18 protein-coding genes are annotated in these 17,903 nt (G+C 54.2%); 10 read left to right on the top strand and 8 right to left on the bottom strand.

Features of this window, described 5'->3' with window-relative positions; translation table 11 throughout:
* The 7 genes from HYU99_08970 to smpB all read right to left on the bottom strand — a co-directional run.
* Positions 1 to 2,091: PAS domain S-box protein (locus HYU99_08970; GenBank protein ID MBI2340476.1), on the bottom strand; the 2,091-nt coding region annotated here is incomplete at its 3' end.
* A complete protein-coding gene (locus tag HYU99_08965; GenBank protein ID MBI2340475.1) occupies positions 2,088 to 3,080 on the bottom strand; it encodes an ABC transporter substrate-binding protein in 993 nt (330 codons plus the stop codon). The genes HYU99_08965 and HYU99_08970, both read right to left, overlap by 4 nt.
* Before the next feature lie 11 nt (positions 3,081 to 3,091).
* On the bottom strand, positions 3,092 to 4,396 hold the full coding sequence (locus HYU99_08960) for a hypothetical protein (GenBank protein MBI2340474.1): 1,305 nt from the start codon (positions 4,394 to 4,396) through the stop codon (positions 3,092 to 3,094).
* Between the two features lie 109 nt (positions 4,397 to 4,505).
* The gene (locus HYU99_08955) at positions 4,506 to 5,168 is read right to left on the bottom strand and encodes a nucleotidyl transferase AbiEii/AbiGii toxin family protein (protein MBI2340473.1); all 663 of its coding nucleotides are present in this window, start codon (positions 5,166 to 5,168) and stop codon (positions 4,506 to 4,508) included.
* Positions 5,169 to 5,292: 124 nt separating this feature from the next.
* Positions 5,293 to 5,877: a type IV toxin-antitoxin system AbiEi family antitoxin domain-containing protein gene (locus HYU99_08950; protein MBI2340472.1), complete on the bottom strand. Its 585-nt coding sequence runs from the start codon at positions 5,875 to 5,877 to the stop codon at positions 5,293 to 5,295.
* 96 nt (positions 5,878 to 5,973) lie between these two features.
* Positions 5,974 to 6,495, bottom strand: coding sequence for a hypothetical protein (locus HYU99_08945; GenBank protein MBI2340471.1), 522 nt, complete (start codon positions 6,493 to 6,495; stop codon positions 5,974 to 5,976).
* Positions 6,492 to 6,944 (bottom strand): SsrA-binding protein SmpB, encoded by a 453-nt coding sequence (gene smpB, locus HYU99_08940; GenBank protein MBI2340470.1) that lies wholly within the window; start codon positions 6,942 to 6,944, stop codon positions 6,492 to 6,494. Before smpB ends, HYU99_08945 begins: the two co-directional genes overlap by 4 nt.
* A 38-nt stretch (positions 6,945 to 6,982) precedes the next feature.
* Here smpB and HYU99_08935 point away from each other — a divergent pair, with 38 nt between their 5' ends.
* The 5 genes from HYU99_08935 (at position 6,983) to HYU99_08915 (ending at position 12,411) form a co-directional block, all read left to right on the top strand.
* Positions 6,983 to 7,849 carry an alpha/beta hydrolase gene (locus HYU99_08935; protein ID MBI2340469.1) on the top strand — a complete coding sequence of 289 codons (867 nt, stop codon included), beginning with the start codon at positions 6,983 to 6,985 and terminating at the stop codon, positions 7,847 to 7,849.
* Positions 7,850 to 7,911: 62 nt separating this feature from the next.
* Positions 7,912 to 8,982 (top strand): hypothetical protein, encoded by a 1,071-nt coding sequence (locus tag HYU99_08930; protein MBI2340468.1) that lies wholly within the window; start codon positions 7,912 to 7,914, stop codon positions 8,980 to 8,982.
* 63 nt (positions 8,983 to 9,045) lie between these two features.
* Positions 9,046 to 10,221 carry an FAD-dependent monooxygenase gene (locus HYU99_08925; protein MBI2340467.1) on the top strand — a complete coding sequence of 392 codons (1,176 nt, stop codon included), beginning with the start codon at positions 9,046 to 9,048 and terminating at the stop codon, positions 10,219 to 10,221.
* 58 nt (positions 10,222 to 10,279) lie between these two features.
* A complete protein-coding gene (gene nadC / locus HYU99_08920) occupies positions 10,280 to 11,158 on the top strand; it encodes a carboxylating nicotinate-nucleotide diphosphorylase (protein ID MBI2340466.1) in 879 nt (292 codons plus the stop codon).
* Entirely contained in the window at positions 11,155 to 12,411 is a 1,257-nt protein-coding gene (locus HYU99_08915; protein ID MBI2340465.1) for a histidine--tRNA ligase, read from the top strand. The genes nadC and HYU99_08915 overlap by 4 nt, the downstream gene beginning before the upstream one ends.
* A gap of 6 nt (positions 12,412 to 12,417) precedes the next feature.
* On the opposite strand, the gene HYU99_08910 is transcribed toward HYU99_08915, so the two are convergent.
* On the bottom strand, positions 12,418 to 13,278 hold the full coding sequence (locus HYU99_08910) for a ParA family protein (protein ID MBI2340464.1): 861 nt from the start codon (positions 13,276 to 13,278) through the stop codon (positions 12,418 to 12,420).
* 209 nt (positions 13,279 to 13,487) lie between these two features.
* Between HYU99_08910 and HYU99_08905 the strand changes: the two genes are divergently transcribed.
* From HYU99_08905 to HYU99_08885, 5 genes are all read left to right on the top strand, one after another.
* Entirely contained in the window at positions 13,488 to 14,513 is a 1,026-nt protein-coding gene (locus HYU99_08905; protein ID MBI2340463.1) for an NAD-dependent epimerase/dehydratase family protein, read from the top strand.
* 62 nt (positions 14,514 to 14,575) lie between these two features.
* A complete protein-coding gene (locus tag HYU99_08900) occupies positions 14,576 to 15,196 on the top strand; it encodes a DUF1285 domain-containing protein (protein MBI2340462.1) in 621 nt (206 codons plus the stop codon).
* On the top strand, positions 15,153 to 16,352 hold the full coding sequence (gene hemW, locus HYU99_08895; protein MBI2340461.1) for a radical SAM family heme chaperone HemW: 1,200 nt from the start codon (positions 15,153 to 15,155) through the stop codon (positions 16,350 to 16,352). Before HYU99_08900 ends, hemW begins: the two co-directional genes overlap by 44 nt.
* Positions 16,353 to 16,386: 34 nt before the next feature.
* Entirely contained in the window at positions 16,387 to 17,067 is a 681-nt protein-coding gene (locus tag HYU99_08890; GenBank protein ID MBI2340460.1) for a nucleotide exchange factor GrpE, read from the top strand.
* Positions 17,064 to 17,831: a J domain-containing protein gene (locus tag HYU99_08885; protein ID MBI2340459.1), complete on the top strand. Its 768-nt coding sequence runs from the start codon at positions 17,064 to 17,066 to the stop codon at positions 17,829 to 17,831. Before HYU99_08890 ends, HYU99_08885 begins: the two co-directional genes overlap by 4 nt.
* Positions 17,832 to 17,903 lie beyond the last annotated feature (72 nt).

Here is a 17,903-nt window from a genome sequence, read left to right as displayed (position 1 = left end):
TTTCTCCTTTGTCGTAAAAAAAGGCTCAAAAATCTGCGACAGAATCTTGGCGTCCATTCCCAGGCCGTTGTCGGAGACCGCCATCATCACATACGGCCCCGGTTTCACCTCCGGGTGATGGACGGCGTATTGTTCATCCAAGACGACGTTTTGGGTCTCGAGGGTCAGTTTGCCGCCATAGGGCATGGCGTCGCGCGCGTTGGAGGCGAGATTGAAAATGATCTGTTCAATCTGATTGGGGTCGGCCTTCACCAGTCCCAGATCGGGGGCCGGGACGGTGAGCAACTGAATATTCTCCCCAATCAGGCGCTGGAACAGTCGGTCCGTCTCCTCCAGAGTATCGTTCAAGTTGAGCAGGGCGGGTTTCAGCACCTGTTTTCGGCTGAAGGCCAAAAGCTGGCGGGTGAGCTGGGCGGCCCGATCGCCGGCCTCTTTGATGTCTTTGAGATATTCCCCAACCGGCCCGTCCGGTTTTGCCTCGTTTTGGGCCAGTTCGCAGTTCCCGATGATGATGCCGAGGAGGTTGTTGAAATCGTGGGCGACGCCGCCGGTCAGCCGCCCGATCGATTCCATTTTCTGGGCCTGAAGGAGTTGAGCCTCAAGGCGCTCTCTTTCCTTTTCGGCCTTCTTGCGCTCGGTGGTGTCATGGATAATGCCTGTAAAAAACAGTTCGGACTCCTGATTCCACGAGGAGATGACCAGTTCTACCGGAAATTCCTCCCCTGTTTTTTTCAGGCCCGCCAGTTCAACTGTTTTGCCGATAACATTCGACTCCCGGATTTTCCGGTAGCGTTTGAGGCCCGCGAGATGCGCCTCACGAAAACGCTCCGGCATGATCAGGGTCATTGGTTTGCCCAACGCCTCGTCTTTCTGGTATCCGAACATTTTTTCGGCCCTCAAATTCCAGGAGATAATACAGCCGGCCTCGTCCATGGAGACAATGGCGTTTGGCGCCGAATCGGTAAAAGCCCGGTATTTTTTTTCGGAGCTTAGGTTTTCAATCATCTGGTTGAAGGTATTGGCAAGTTCGCCAATCTCGTCCTGTGAAAGGGGAACGGCCCGCTGGGAGATATCCCCCCGCCGGATCGCCTCAGCCGTTTTTGTCAGAAGGGAGACCGGCTTGAGGACCAGCTTTACATTGAGCCAGACGGCCAGTCCTCCCATGGCGAGAAGAACCGGCATGAGAAACAGGACAAGCCGGAAGGCCGTTTTTGAGGCGTCGGCCAGGGCTTCTTCAAGCGGTGTTTCCAAAATCAGCCCCCAGCCGTTGGGCTTGTAAGAAAGCCGCCCCTCCTGCGGGGCATACGCGACAAGGCTTGATACCCCCAGCATCCCCTCGTTTGCCGGGAGAACAGCCGACCCGGCCCGCCCCGCCAGGACCTCCCTGACAAAGGAGCTCTTTTCCATATTCATTCCGACCATATCCGGGTCCGGCATGCTACAGGCGATGACCGTCCCCTCGTTGTTGACGACCATCGCATGGGCCTTTCGGGAGGGGGACGGCATGTTATCCAGAATTTCCTCGACCGCCGGCCAGGCAAAATGGCCGATCGCGGTCCCGATAACAGCCTGCTTGGGGTCCTCTTTGTCGCGCACCGGGGCGGAAAAAATGATCGTCGGTTTCCCCGTATCGTCCGAGATCACCTGGTCGGAGTGGTATATCTTTCCCTTCATGGCCTCCTCATAGGCCGGAAGGCTGTGGGGCTCGAGGCCGACCGGCTTGCCGATCTCCTCTTCGATAGACGACAGGACAATATTTCCCTTCCGATCCACCGCGAAAAGGGAGTCCCACGGCCCCGACGTAATGGTGAGTTCCCTGATCCTGCGGAGGGCGGAGGGGTTGTTTTTTGTTTGTCCCTTTAGCGCATCCTGAAAAAGATCCTCTCCCGCCGCTTGTTGTATATCGTTGTAGCGTTCGTAGAGGAGACCGTCGATCTGTTCCATCGTCTGCCTGGCGATGCCCAGCTGGTTGGCGGAAACGGTTTTTCGGAGGACCGACCGGGTATAGTTGTAGGAAAGGAGGCTGACGAGGAGAACGACAACGGCCGTTCCCGCAATAAGGGGGATCAGTAGTTTGAATGAAAGTTTCATTTGAGATTTTTGATGAATCTCTTGTCGATCAACTTATCGGTGTCCAGGTCGCCCCTTTTTTTCCCCTGCTTCTGCATGACAAAATCGCCCACCCGGCGCAGGTTTCCGTAAAGGGATGCGGTCCCCATGGAAAAGGTGAGGGCCGTCTGGTTTTCCTGTTCATCAAGGATGGTTACCCCTTTGAGTTGTTGAATGACCTCCTCTTTGGTCGCTTTGAACTGTCCGGTCAGAATCCCGTGGACCTCGTCCGGGTTTTCCTTCCAGAAACGGATCGCCCGGAAGTAGGCTCGGACAATGGCGGAGACGCTGTCGGGATAGTTTTCGATAAACGGGGCGCCGAAGGTCAAGAGATCGGTGATCAGCCCCGGGGCGTCGGCCGAGGAGTAGATGCAGGTTCCGCCGATTTTTTTGATCGTTTTGGAAAGATGAGGTTCGTAGGTGACCGCCGCGTCCACCTTTCCCTCCTCAAGGGCCTTGGCCGACTCGATCGGGTCGAGGTTGACCGGGACGATCTCCTTGACGGAGAGGCGGTATTGTTCCAGCGCGTAGAGGAAAAAATATTCCTCCAGTGTTCCGTGCTCATAGGCCACCCTTTTTCCGCGGATCTGCCCAAAATTCTTGATTGCCGGGGAGGCGGCGATGCCGTCGGAGCCGTTGGAGTAGTCGATAACCAGCACCACCCTCTGGTCAAATCCGCGAAGAACCTGGTCGATTAATTCGTTGCCCAAGTTAGTGACCCCCTGAATTTTGCCCGCCAGGTAATCGGCGATATATCCCACATGCGAGTTGTATATCCGGAACTCAACATCAACCCCTTCCTCCTTGAAAAATCCCTTGTCTCGCGCCACGTAGAGGGCCAGATAACCGGGCCAGTCGACCCCGCCGATCACGATTTTGCCCGGATAAAGTTTGGGGGGTTCTTCTGTCGGCTTTGTCGGGCAGGCGGAGAGGGCGGTTAGGAGAAGAGCGAGAATTAAAATTTTTCTCATGGAAACTCCTTTTAGAAAGAGACGCGCGTCATCACGACGGCATTTGCCGAGCTCGAAGTCCCGACGGGTGTTAACGTGAACGGATTGACCAGCCCCGAGCCCCCCATCGCGCTTCCCGGTTTTTCAAAGCCGACCAAAAGAGCGGCCCAGAGCCACTCAAGAGGGGTCCAATCCGCGACAAGATCGATCTCATTCAAAAGGGCGCCTCCCGGTCCGCTGACCAACCGGGTGTGGAAGTACAGCAGGCGGAGGGTCAGCGTCTCGAGAGGGGAGAAACCGGCCTCGACATGGACGGCCTTCTGATTGGTGTTGAAATTAGCCAGCCAGATGTCGCTTCCCAGATACCATTTTCCCCAGCTGTTAAAACCGGCAAAGACCGGATCGTAGTCGTTGGAGTGATGCAGATATCCCGCCTCCAGAAAGGGGGCCGTTTTCAGTTGGGTGAATTTGTAGCCGAGTTCGACGTGCCAGGCATGTTCGTTCATCGTCTGGGCGCCGGGATTGGTGCAATAAACGGGGTTGTTGCAATCGCCGTATTCAAAAACGAATTCGCCCCCCAGATAAAGATCCCCCGGCACTTTCTTGAAATGCTGTTCGCCCCTACCGGCGAATACCCCCATTTGATTGGCGCCGCCTGTCGTATCGGATCGATAAAAAATGTTTCCTCCATACTTCCCGCCAAACCGCTCCAGGGCGTCGTACTCCACATCCATCCCCGAAAAAGTTCCGCCGCGGGCCAACCCCGGATCCCAGCTCGGGTCGACAAAGGAGATCAGGGCAGTGAATTTCCAGGGGGCCGGCGCCCATTCTATTTTGAGGGAATCGAAACCAAGCCGGGGCCCCATGTAGACCCCCTGGGTCGCCCCCCCGAAGCCCTCCAAAATCCCGTCGCCGACGATGAACTGGGTGCCGATCCGGATATACTGTCGGCCCAAAGAAAAGGTGAGGGGGATTTTCTGAAAGGGTTTTACCTGAATGAAGGCCCGGTCGATATCAAAAGAGGGGGCCGACCCGGCGGCGGCGCTGTTGTATGGATCGTTTCCGGCGGTTTTGACCCCCATCAACACCGCTTCCGCCCTGACGCTTTCTTTGTATTCAAAGATTGCCCCGCCGGTGACCGCAATTTCGTCCCACACCCCTTTGGGCGAGGTGTAAAAGGGGTGTGAGTCGTAAATAAAGTAATTGGTGATCGATCCGGTTGGTTTGAGGGACCATGACTTTTTGTCTTTGGATTCTTTCTCTTCGGAATGCCCGCGGGGAACGACAACTCCCGACAGGAGAAACAGGAGGGTGAAAATAGCGACAATTTTTGGCATGGGCCCCCTTATTTTGACGGCGATTTTGGCACAAACCGATCTATTTCACCAATTTTAAATGGCCCCTTTTTTTTCTGGAGTCGGAGAGACAGGCTTGGCCGGTTCCATTTTATTCCTGGCCCTCCAAAAGGAGTTTGAGCAAAAAGATCGTATCCTTTCTCAAATGGCCCTTGGCCCATGCCTTCTGTTTTTCGCCTAAAAGCTCCCCCATGCCGGACAAGATGGCGCGATCGGAAAACCTTTCCAACTCGGCAATACATCGGGGCAGGAAATCCTTGAGGGGCATTTTCGTCCTCCGCTCGACGATTTCCTGATTGAGGGGCCACCGGTTTTTCAGAAAAAACCAGACATCGTAAATATCCCGGTTCGTTTTCCCGATCCGTTCCTTCATCGCCACAAGCTTGTGGGCGAACATGTCCTCCCGGACCATGACAAGCATCGGGATGCCGAGGTGCGATTTGATCTCATAGCGGGAACCGAAGCTCCGGAGATTGACCTCCACCTTGATGTTGCGGGCCGCCTCTTCGTATGAAATCGCAAAAAACAGATTAAACCTCTTTTTTTCCGCATCCCTCATCGCGCCGTAGGGGGAGAGGATTCGTTTTACCCGTTCAAAGACGTCATCCGCCCTTGCCGCATCCAGGAGGTCAAAGTCCAAATCGACCGAAAAACGGTCCAGTCCGTAAAACATCAGCGCGGCCGTTCCCCCCTTGAAGCCCAAAAACGGGGACAGGGAGGTGTCCATACAGATATCCTTGAGAATCTGGGTCATGAGATTTTCATGTCTGGCTGTATCGAGCGGCATGGGAATACCGGTCTACGCACAAGTAGAGCGACACTTTTTTCCATGTTCCATGCGTGCTGGAGTGTCACCTTATATATGCGCTACGCAGTAGTTATTCTCCGGTTTTGAAATGCTCGTAAAACATTTTCACCTTTTTTTCCATTCTCTTGTTTCCATAGGCCGGAAGGAGTTCAAATACCTTGTCCCAATCCAGCGGCCGGAGATTGTCGAAATGATAGTCCTTATGCAGGTAGATCGTATCCAAAAAGGCGCGCTCTTTGGTCGCCATGGAACAATGATCTTTGTTCTCCACTCCCGCGGGATTCGTCAGAACAAGGGGTTTGATTTTATTGAAGGCATAAGTCTGGTCCTCGACGGTCACCTCCCGGGTCAGGTAGGAGGCGACGGTGATTTGCCCGTAAAATTGAAAGGCGATTCCCGCCATGCCCAACACCGTCTCAAAACTGACATACGAGGGAATAAAAATTTTGGCGGCCAGCTCAAGCCGGTTGTAATTTTTGTCCCTGGCGTAAAGGCCACGGCGAAGGGGCAACAACTCTCCCCTTCGCACGTAATAGTTGACCCGGACCCTCGTTGCGTTTGTCTCGGCGGTGCGCCACAACAAGGAGATGTCCTTGAACGAGAATACCGTTTTCGAGGAACGCAAAAGGACGGAGAGATAGCCCCCTTTTCCCATATGTTTGAACCAATAATTAGTTTTAAGCTAATGTTTAGGCTAAATTATATGGATTCTTGGAATTGAAGTCCAGGGGTTATTTTGAAACTCCATCCCCTATTTCACCAATTTTAAATGCCCCTTTTTCTTTGCCGGTTTCGGCTCTTCTTTCTTCTCGGCCGGATCTGGTGATTTGACGACGGCCAGGGGCGGTGGGGCAGGGGAAAAATCCCCCCGTTCCCCCCTCCGCCACACAACCGGCGGACAGGTTTGAGAAAGGGGGGGGAGGGGGGATTTCGTCGGCGGAGGGACGAGGTCCTTCGGCACGCTTTCGGGAAAGACCACCGCCTCGTCCCCCGAAAGGGGACGGTAGCCGTAGACGGCGTCAAACGGAATGACGCAAAAGAAATTCATCGGGCCGAATTCCAGCGTGGCCTCAATCCGGTCGTCCAGAATTTTAAAATCCGGAATGTTGAACATGGTGTCGAAATTCAGCGCCAGCTGGGGGTTGCCCATGTGATCCTGCGGCGCCTGGACGCCAAACCGGCGCGAGTCGAGCAGAACCATGACGGTGCCGTTTTTGAGCAGGCGTTCGAGTTCCATTTTTTTCGCATCGATGGGGGCGTGTGTTATTTTCATCGATTTTGTTTCATCACGCGTCGCAACTGCCGATCGGTCTCTCTCTTCTTGATCGTCTCGCGTTTATCGATTGTTTTTTTGCTCTTCCCCAGCGCCAGCTCCACCTTGGCGCATCCCTCCTTAAAATACATCTTTAAGGGGATCAGCGTGAGGCCTTTTTCGCTCACCTTGCCGATCAATTTTTTGATCTCGTGGGCGTGCAAAAGGAGTTTTCGCGTCCGGAGAGGTTCGTGGCCGGTGAAGGTGGCGGCTGTGTACGGGGCGATATGGGCGTTGAGCAGAAAAATCTCGCCGTTTTGAATAATGCCGTAGGCGTCGCTTAAATGAGCCTTTCCGTCCCTAAGCGATTTGACCTCGCTCCCCTTGAGCGCCATTCCCGCCTCGAAGCGCTCGAGGATTTCGTAGTTGAACCGGGCTTTTCTATTCTCACAGATAATCTTGATACCCATTGGAATAAAGATATACTAGCCGGGTTTTTATTCGTCCAATGAAAACCCGCGAAATCAAAATCAACGGCCTCAATCTGAACGTCAATTTCTGGGGAAATTCCAAAAAGCCGAAGCTGTTCCTTTTTCACGGCTGGATGGACATGGGGGCGAGCTTTGAATTTGTCTGCCGTGACCTCCAAAAGGATTTTTACTGCATTGCCCCCGATCTGCGCGGCTTCGGCCGGAGCGAGCACGTCAAAAATCCGCTCGGTTATTTTTTCTATGAATATATCGCCGACGCGAACGAAATCTTCAACAAACTGGCCCCCGGGGAGGCGGTCAAAGCCCTCGGGCATTCAATGGGGGGAAATATTATTTCGCTCTACGCCGGCGCCTTTCCGGAACGGGTGAGTCACTTTGTGAACATCGAGGGATTTGGTATTCAGGACATGCCGCCGTCGATGGGTCCGGACCGGATGCGGCAGTGGATTGAAAGCCCGTTGGGAAAAGGGTTCAAGGTTTACAAAAAAATTCCGGAACTGGCCGATCGGCTCATCCAATCAAACCCGCATCTTCCGTTGGATAGGGCCCTCTTTCTCGCCAAGCATCTCGGAAAAAAAGTGAAAGGGGGCTTTGTTATCGCCGCCGACCCCAAACATAAAATGAAAAATCCCTATCTCTTTCAGTTGGAGAACATTTATGCCTTCTGGGAAAAAATTCAGGCGAAATGCCTCCTGATCTCGGCAGAACAGACCGACATGGGGGAGTGGATGGGGGGAAAAGAGGATCTTCAGCGGGAAATCACCGAACGCTACCGCCATTTTCCCAACGGCTCACAGACCGTGGTGATGAAAGAATGCGGGCATATGATCCATCACGAAAAACCGGGGGAGTTGGCCCGTCTGGTGAGGGAATTTTTGAGATAGTTGTCTTTACAAATTATCCCTCTCTCCTTTATAATACACCCTCAAGTCAAAAAGGGGGTTCTATGAAAAAGAGAGGTTTCTTATGGTATCCGGCGGTTGGTTTTATTCTCATGGCATCGGCCTGTAGTTCTTCCTCCTCTTCGTCCGATTCGAGTGACGAGGCAACTTCCGGGCTCCAATTCGATGTGGCCGGTGATTTTGACAGTTCGGCCAGCGCCGCCTCGGCCCTGATTCGGCGCGTGACCACGGGGGAGTGCGCCGATCTGGAAGATTCAACAATGGATAGTCCCATTCTGGAGGACGGGCTCGATTGCGATGGAGACGACGGTATCGTGGAACATATTACCCCCAGCCGTTATGCCCTTGCCTTCAAGAGGGCGACCCTTCTGCCGGCGGATGTGGAAGGGGAAGATGCCGAATCGGTCGACCTGATTGCCGATACCGGCACCCTTGCCGCCTCGGAAATAGTCGATTTTACCGAGGATGACACCGAAGAGTCGATCATCAGCATTGACTCCGCCGATCTGCCGGCGGGGACCTACAGCGGAGTTGAGGTGGAATTGTACTATTTCCAACTCACCTTTCAGGTGGCCGGCGTCGAGCAGAATGTCCGTGTCTACATGAGCGACGACGATTTTGAGGCGGAGGGGAGCCTCGGTCATCACCAAGGGGATATCACCTTTATCGATGACAACGACACCTCCGATGATCTTTCCGACGATACCGAACTGGGATGGATCGATTCCACCTGGCTCTCCGAAAACCTGAGCGACACGCGCGGCGACGGTCAAAACGGCGCGGGAGGGGTGGATGACGAAACCGGTCATGACCGCGGTTTTTTCGGAAATGAGGAACAATGGGAACAGGAAGAATTGAATCAGGGGGCCGAACAGGATATTTATCTCGCGACTCTCGATTTTGATGAACTGCTGACGATCGACCCCGAAGTTCTTACCACCATCACCGCCGCCTTCTCCGTGGCCGATACCTTCTACTACGAGGACTTCGCGCCGCAGGATACCGCCGACTTTCCCGGTTTCTTTCCCGGAGATGGGGGGGAGGCGACCGCGGAGAGTGGGGAATGGGCCCCTCTTATTCCCACAGCGGAGATTACCGCAGACACTTCTTCTTAGGCACGGCGAGGGAGAGTCACCCTTTAAAAAATGCCCCAAACTCTCCAAACCCAATGCACTATTGTGGGTGCCGGTCCAGCGGGCGTTCTCTTGGCAACCCTTTTGGCGCGCAAAGGGGTTGAAGTCGTTCTCGTCGAACGCCACAGCGATTTCGAACGTGAGTTTCCCGGCGAGGTGATGCAGGCCGGTTGCGTCGATCTCTTCGAGGAATTGGGTCTTTTGGATGAGCTTTTTTCCACCAGGCCGGTCAAAATTTCGGGTTTTCAGATTTTCCACCGCAAAAAACCATGGCTGGATCTTGACATCGAATCCCTCGGACTTCGCCGTCCCTATGCCCTCAACATCTCCCAGCCGCGGGTACTGTCGATGTTGGCGGATCAGGCAAAAAAGAACCCGGCTTTTCAGCTTCTGATGGGAAACGCGGCGGTCGAGCTGATGATGGAAGGGGCGAGGGTGGCCGGTCTGGCGGCCCGCAGTGCTTCGGAGGAGATTCGCATCCGGGCCAATCTGGTGGTGGCCGCGGATGGACGGGGTTCAACCGTGAGACGGCTTGCCTCGATGGAAATGAGACGAAGCGATCCCCCCTTTGACGTGGTCTGGTTTAAAGTCCCGCCTCCGGAAGGCGCTCCGTTGCGGGCGCGCGCCTATTTCGGCCATGGACAACTGGCCATTCTTGTTCCTCCCCGTGACGGGCTGATGCAGATCGGCTGGGTGATTCCCAAGGGGAGTTACGGTGACTTGAGAAAAAAAAGGTTGGAGCAGATCAAAGAATGGATTGTTCCCTTTTATCCCGAAGAGGTGCAACTTCAAATACGGAAGCATCTGACCGATCCAGGGCAGATGGTTCTTCTGTCGGTGATTTCCAGCCATTTGAAAGAGTGGTCGAAGGACGGCCTGTTGTTTATCGGTGATGCCTGTCATCCGATGAGCCCGGTGGGGGGGCAGGGAATCAATATTGCGTTTCGGGATGCGGTGGTGGCCGCCAATCATCTGGCGGAGCCGTTGAAAAAAGGCCCCGTTCCCCTCGATGTCTTGAAAAAAATCGAAAGGGAACGCGAAGGAGAAATCGACCGGATTCAAAAACTGCAGTCGGCGCCACCCCGTCTGCTGATGAACCGGAACTGGTTTGTGGAAAACATCCTTGCCCCGATATTGCCGCCGGTCATGAAATTAACCGGTCAACTCCCCAAAATGCTCCGAACCATGGCGCTGGGAATTACGGAAGTGTACCCGAAATAGAAGCCGTTGATCGGAAGGTTTCTTTCTGTTACCTTTCCGCAAAAAAGGCCTGCAAGCGATGGACAACATAAAAATTGAACGTGCAAACCTGATCCGTAAAGCGCTGGAGGAAGACGCCGCCGCGCGCGACATCACCGGCATTGCCGTTTTCGGCAACGGCGGTGGGAGGGCGCGCGGGTTTCTGGTTGCCCGGCAGGAACTGGTGATTTCGGGGCTGGACGTGGCGCGGGATGTTTTTTTGTCCGTCTCGAAAGACACGCGCGTGGTGACCGGCTACGGCAACGGGGCGCATGTAAAGAAGGGGGAGCGCCTCGCGGAGGCGGCCGGTTTTGTCTCCGACCTCCTTCGCGCCGAACGGACGGCGCTTAATTTTCTCCAGCATCTCTCCGGCATCGCCACGCTGACAAGCCTGTTTGTGGAAAAGGTGAAGCCGTACCGGTGTTCCATCCTCGACACGAGAAAAACAATCCCCGGCCTTCGTTTTTTGGAAAAGCGGGCAGTCGTCGATGGTGGAGGAAAAAATCACCGGATGAATCTGGCCGATCAGTACCTGATCAAGGACAACCATATCGACGCGTGCGGGGGGATACGGGAGGCGATCCAAAGAGTGAAATTCCAAATTCCAAATTCCAAATCCCAAACCGGAAAACTGATCGAGGTGGAGGCGAGAAATCTGGTGGAGGTCCGGCAAGCGCTCGAAGAAGGGGCGGATATTATTCTGCTGGACAATATGAAACTTCCGCAGATTCGCAAGGCGGTCAAACTGGCACACAATTCGGAAATAAGGGCGTACGGCGGGACGCCCCTACTTGAAGTCTCCGGTGGCGTGAATCTGAAAAACGTGCGAAAGATCGCCCAGACGGGGGTATCCCGCATCTCCATCGGGGCGCTGACGCACTCGGCGCCGGCGGTGGATATTGCGTTTGATATCGAATGAAATACAAATCCATATCCGGCATGCACGACATCCTTCCGGGCGAGTCGCCGAAATGGCAATTCGTGGAACAGACGGCGCGGGAGCATTTTGCCCTCTACGGCCATGAAGAAATCCGGACGCCGATTGTGGAAGAAACCCCCCTCTTTGCGCGAAGTGTCGGCGAACTGACCGACATTGTCCAAAAAGAGATGTACACCTTCGAGGACAAGGACAATCTCTCCTTAACCTTGCGCCCCGAGGGAACCGCCTCTGTCGTCCGCTCCGCCATCGAACATAATCTGATCAATCAGACATCGCCCGATCTCAAGGTCTATTACCTTGGTCCGATGTACCGTCGTGAGCGGCCGCAAAAGGGGCGTTTCCGCCAGTTTCATCAGATCGGCGCCGAAAGTTTTGGTTCCAAAAGCCCGTACGCAGACGCCGAAATCATCGAAATGCTGGCCGGTTATCTGAACAAAGTCGGCTTAAAAGATTGGGCCCTGCAGATCAACTCACTCGGCTGTGGGCATGAGCGGAAGGCCTATCAGGAAAAACTGAAAGGGTTTTTTGCCAAAAATGAAAAGAATTTTTGTGATGACTGCCGGCAACGCATCAAAAGAAATCCGCTTCGTGTCCTTGACTGCAAAAATCCGAAGTGCCGGGAACTCTCCAAAGATCATCCCGACATCCTCGATTTTCTGGAACCGGAAAGCCGCGCCCATTTCGAGTCGGTCAAAAAAACGCTGGATGAATTGAAAGTGCCGTACGAGATCAACCCCAAGATGGTCCGCGGCCTCGACTACTACCAGCGGACGGTGTTTGAATTTGTCTCGGACAGGCTGGGCGCGCAGGCCGCCATTGCCGCGGGAGGGCGATACGATTCTCTTGTCAAGGATCTGGGCGGCGCCGACATCCCCGGTGTCGGCTTTGCAATCGGCATTGAACGTCTTTTAATGTTGATCGGTGAGCCGAAACCCATCGCATCAAAAAAAATCTTTGTCGCCTTTTTGGGGGAGGCGGCGCACGCCAGGGCCCGTGAGGTTGCTTTTCAGATAAGGCAAAACGGAATTTCGTGCGAGATCGAGGCGGACGAAAAATCGCTCAAGTCCCAGCTCCGCAAGGCCGACAAACTTGCCTGCACGCATGTGATCATCATCGGAGAGGAGGAACTAAAGCAGGGCATGGCTCAGGTGAAGGATTTTTCCGCCAAAACCCAAACGAATGTCCCGCTTGCCCGGATTGTCTCCTTCTTTAAAGGGGATGTTGTTGATTGAAGCGGCTTAAGAATCCAGCTTACGCACCTTCTTTGCAATCTCGTCCGCCAGCGCCCTGTAATTTTCGGCGCCGGTGGAGGAAGGGGCAAAATGGAAAATGCTGTGCCCTTCGAGCTGGGCCTTGTTAAGGTCGGTGTTCACCGAGATGCGGGTCTTGAAGATGTTGCCGTTGAAGAAATTTTTCAGATTCTCCTCCACAAGCGCATTCATCGTGAGGTTTCTGCCGTCCACGCGGGTGAAAACAACGCCCAGGATTTTGAGCGATTTGTTGAGGCGTTCATTGACCGTCTCGAGCGTCGTCAACAGATCGGTGACCCCCTCGAAAGCCAGAACCGACATTTCGCAAGGCACCACCGCGTAGTCGGCGGCGCAGAGGGCGTTGATGGTCAGGTTGCCGAGGTTGGGGGGGCAGTCGAGGAGAATGTAATCGTAGTGCGTCTTGGCCGTTTTGAGGGCTTGGGCGAGAATCAGCTCCCTGCCTATCTTTCCCGCCAGCGCGCTGTCGGCCTCTCCCAGCGCCTTGTCGCCGGGGGTGATGTCCAGAAAATCGAGTTTGGTTTTGATCACCGAATTGAGGAGGTTCCCTTTTTTGGAGGTGAGCGTCGCCGAAACCGGCGTGTAGTCGAGGCCGTCGGGGATAATTGAACCGAGCGATTTTTCCACATGCCCCTGCGGATCGAGGTCGACAATCAGGACTTTCTTCTCGCTAAAATACGAAAAGGCGGCCCCCAGATTGACCGCGGTGGTGGTTTTTCCCACTCCCCCCTTTTGGGAGCAGACGGCAATGGTTTTGGCCGACCGGCCTCCCGACTGCAGATTTTTGGCGGTTTCGACTCCAATGAACTCTTTGATTCTATCCGTAATCATTTGCACTTGGGGCCCCGAAGGCCCTTCTTGATTTTTATGTTTGTCGGGCCTTCGATGGCCCCAAACCCCGCGCTCACAACCGGCAAAGCCGGATTGTTCGCTTTTTCATCTAGCTAGTACACGCGTTTTTCTTTGACAAGGAGAAACTGATGGGGTCTAGGGTAACTACAGTTTTTACCCTAAACCCTAAACCCTAAACTCTGCTTTATATGAAAGCCCTCGTCATTGGCGCCACCGGTATTATCGGTAACCATGTCGTTCGTTCTCTTCTTGAAGAAGGGATCGACGTCCGCGCCTTTTCGCGCGGCGTGACCCCCTCCGAAAATCTCGAGGGTCTGAAAGTCGAACGCTTTCAGGGGGATTTAAACGACAGCCGGTCAGTTGCCAGGGCGATGAAGGGATGCTCGTGGGTCTTTCACACCGCCCCTTACTATCCCACAAATACCTTTCAACTTAAGGCACATCTGAAAAAGGCCATGGAAGGGCTTGAGAGTGTCCTCACCGCCGCCGAGTCGAGTTCAATCGATCGTCTGGTCTACACCAGCTCGCTGACCACTATCGGCGCCCCGTCCCATGCGGGGGAACTCTCCGACGAGTCGCGCCGGTACGATCTTAAAAAACCGCCGCATCCCTATTTTGCAGTCAAATATCGGATGGAGGAAGAAATCAGACAGAGAGCCCGCAACAAGGGCCGACCCGGCCTGGGGGGCCGACCCGGCTTGGGGGGCCTCCCTGCGGTGATCGTCAATCCATCCGGCTGTTTTGGCCCGTATGAACTAAAACCCCCTTCTCTTTGTCTGATCCCGCAGTTGATCAACCGCAAACTCCCCGCTTATGTGGACCATGCGATCAATATCGTTTCCGCAGAGGATGTGGGGCGCGGCCATGTCCTGGCGGCCCGAAAGGGAAAAATCGGCGACCGATACATTCTGGGCGGGTATAATGTCACCGTCGCCAGAACGGTTGAAACCATCTGCAGATTGGCGGGCGTGACGCCCCCCCGGATTAAAATTCCAATACCCGTGGCGCTTGCCGCCGCATGGGTTTCCGAATTTTTATCTTTTTATCTCCTTAAAAAACCCCCCTTCTTTCCTATTTTGGGGATCCGTTTTGTTCAATATGGCTATCCCCTTGATACCGCCAAGGCGGTTCGTGAATTGGGATATCGCGCCTCGCCGATGGAAGATTGCTTTATCAAAGCGATAAACTGGTTTAAAAAGATCGGATACTGTTAACTGCTCGTTTTTATTATTAATTTCTTGCTATTTCCAAAATTCGCCTTTATACTCCAATGGTTATGGACAGCCGAAGCCGACGCGCTTTCGAGGATGTCATTCGCCTCGATTCCGAAGGGAACTGGTATCAGGGGGATTTTCCCATCCTGCATGAGCGGACTTGCCAGTTTTTTTACAAGCATATCGTGCGAGACGAGGCGGGAAAATATTACCTCGAAGGGGAGGAGCGGCCGGTTTACATCAAGGTCGAGGATGTTCCGTACTGGGTCAAAAAAGTGGAGCGCACCATCGCCGGCTATCTCGTCTCGCTCACCGACGAGTCGATTGAACTGCTCGATTTGAATTCCCTCTGGATCGGAAAGAGGCACGCGCTTTATTGCGTGGTAAAAGGGGGAAATTTTCCCGCGAAGTTCATGCGGGCCCCGTATTACGAAATCACCCGCGACTTGAAGCAGAGGGGGAAAAAATATTTTCTCCTGTTTCGGGGAAAGCAATACCCCGTCCATACCTCCCCGCCAAAAGATTTGACGCCGGACACCCGAAAGTCCCGCGAAAAGGAAAGGCCGAAAACAAAGGGGAAAGGGACGAAGAGGAAGGCGCTCAAACAGGGGGGGCGTGTCCGGGTGCGAGGAGTCAAGCATGCGCGAGCCTTCAAAAAAGCCGCCAAGAAGAAGCGTGCTTAACTCTCTTTACATCCATTTCCCCTACTGCCTCTACAAATGCCACTACTGCGATTTCAATTCTTATGCTGTTGAAAAGAAATCCATCCCGTTTGAAGAATATCAGCGGGTCCTCCTTGCCGAATGGGAAAAACGCCTCCCGCTACTTGATTCAGCCCGCCCGATCCGCACCGTTTTTTTCGGCGGCGGGACGCCATCGCTCATGAGGCCCTCGGATCTCGCCGATCTGTTGCGCCGCATTCAAAAATCAGTCCCTCTGTGCGATGATGTCGAAGTGACGCTCGAGGCCAATCCGAAAACGATCTCTGCGAAAAAACTCGATGGTTTCAAGCGTGCCGGCATCAATCGCCTCTCCATCGGCGTCCAAAGCCTGCATGACGCCTATTTGTCCGCCTTCGGCCGGATTCATTCGGCCGACGACGCGCGAGAGGCTCTAAAGTTAATTGCCACGGCCGGTTTTCGCTCATGGAACGCCGATCTGATTTTCGGTTTTCCGGGGCAGACGCTTAAACAGTGGGAGTCGGATCTTAACGGGATTCTGGACTTCGACCCTCCCCATCTGTCGTGCTACAGTTTTACCGTGGAAGAGGGGACCATTTACCATCAACAGATCAAGTCGGGAAAAGCCCTTCCTCCCGATTCCGACCTGCAGGCCGAGATGTTCGAGATGACGGGAAAAATATTGGCGAGAGGGGGATTGCGTCGCTACGAAATCTCGAACTTTGCGCGTCCGGGGCATGAATGCCGGCATAACCTGAACTATTGGAATTACGGTGAGTATCTGGGGCTTGGCGCCGGCGCCGTCTCGTTTTTGAGAAGCCGGGAGAAATCCGGGGGATTTGGATATCGATCGACTAATTTCAAAGAACCAAATCGATATATGAATGTCCTTAAGGATTCACAAATCTGGTTTGATCGCGAAGAGATTCCCTTCGGTACGGCGATGGGGGAATTCATGATGATGGGATTGAGGTTGGACAAAGGAGTGTCGGTGAAAAATTTTGAAGAGCTGTTTGGTGAATCGTATGCCCATCGCTTTGCCGGCCGGATTGCACCGTTTGAAAACCGCGGATGGATGACCGGAGGAACGCGCTTGACGGGGGAGGGGCGGCTGTTTTCCAATCAGATTATGGCGGCGTTTTTGCCTTCCCCCGCTTGACATGTCGGTTACCGGGATTTACTAGATAAAAGCGATGGCAAAAGAATTTGATAAATTCAAAAAGGCCGAAAAGGTTGACGAATTGCGGGATGTTCTGAAAGGGAAAAAGGAGGTTTATCCTCCGTCCGAGGAGGCGAAACCCATCGAAGCGCCCCAGAAACTCCCCGAGGCCGATCGTTCCCTCCTTGACGAGGAAATTCGCGTCCTTGAAGCCAAACTCAAAGAGGCTGAAGATCAATTAAAAGGGGAAAAAGACAAATACCTGCGCCTTTTGGCCGAGTTCGAAAATTTCCGCAAGCGGATGGAACGCGAAAAAGAGGAGTCCACCCGCTTTGCCAACGAAAAAATCCTTCAGGAGATTTTTCCCGCCATCGACCATCTCGAAATGAGCATCGCGCACGCAACCGAGGCCTCGTCGGACAAAAACGCGAACACCGAGGGGGCGAAAACCGTCGAAGGCACAGCCAAGGCGATCCTCGAAGGAGTGGGGCTGGTTTTGAAACAGCTCGAGAAAAGCCTCGAAAAATTCGGGCTGAAAAAAATCGGCGTCGAAGGAGAAATATTCGATCCGCACCGGCACGAGGCGATCGGTCAGGTGGAATCAAAAGAACACAAACCGGGGAGGGTGGTGCAGGTCCATCGGAGCGGATTTACCCTGCATGACCGGCTTATCCGTCCCGCCCTGGTGACGGTTTCCGCCGAGACAATCCATTGAACTATCATCAGGCCCTCAAGATTCTGGGTTTACAAGACCCGCCCCAGCCGCCGGAGGTCAAAAGGGCCTACCACGCCTTGGCGCTTAAACATCACCCCGACCGCAACCCCGAAAACGCCTCCGCCGCGGAGTCCTTTCGTGAATGCACCGAGGCCTACAACCATCTCATCCACAATTTTCAAAAATGGGCCAAAAAGGGGGAGGCGGTCCCGCCGGTGGTCACAAAAACGCCGGCGGTCAAAGACCTCGAGGATATCTTCGACGACATCTTCGGCTTCACCCGTGAAGACCGCGTGCTTGGCCTCCAGAGGCCGCAGGAAATAGAGTTGACGGAGGTGGAACTGGCCCATGGCGCCAAAAAACGGGCGCGGCTTGTCGGCGCCGAAAAGTGCCGTTCCTGCAAGGGAGGGGGCTCGGCGGGCAATTCCCACGCCGTCATCTGCACCTACTGTTTTGGGAGCGGGCAGATCAAAACAACCTATGGAAATGAAATTCAATGGAAGGTCTGTCCCCGCTGTGAGGGGCGGGGGAGAAAGGTAAAACATCCCTGCATCCATTGCGGAGGCTTTGGGAGGGTGGAAGTAGTGAAAAGGCAGGAGGTTAAAATCCCGGCCGGGCTCTCTCCGGGGGTTGCCTACACGCTCGACTCAACCGATCTTTCGACGGGAAAAAAACTTCATATCCTTGTGCGCCTGAAACTGAAAAAAGAGGCAGGCCCCTCTTGGTGGCGGCGGTTATTTGGATGGCGAGGAGTGAATGAGTGAGCGAGCGACGGATTTATTCCGCGCGAGCGAACAGGGGGGTACGGGGGCGCCAGCGGCAAAGCCCCCGATTTA

Source organism: Deltaproteobacteria bacterium, assembly GCA_016183175.1.
GTDB lineage: Bacteria > UBA10199 > UBA10199 > UBA10199 > SBBF01 > JACPFC01.
This window is presented reverse-complemented; position numbering and strand designations above follow the sequence as displayed.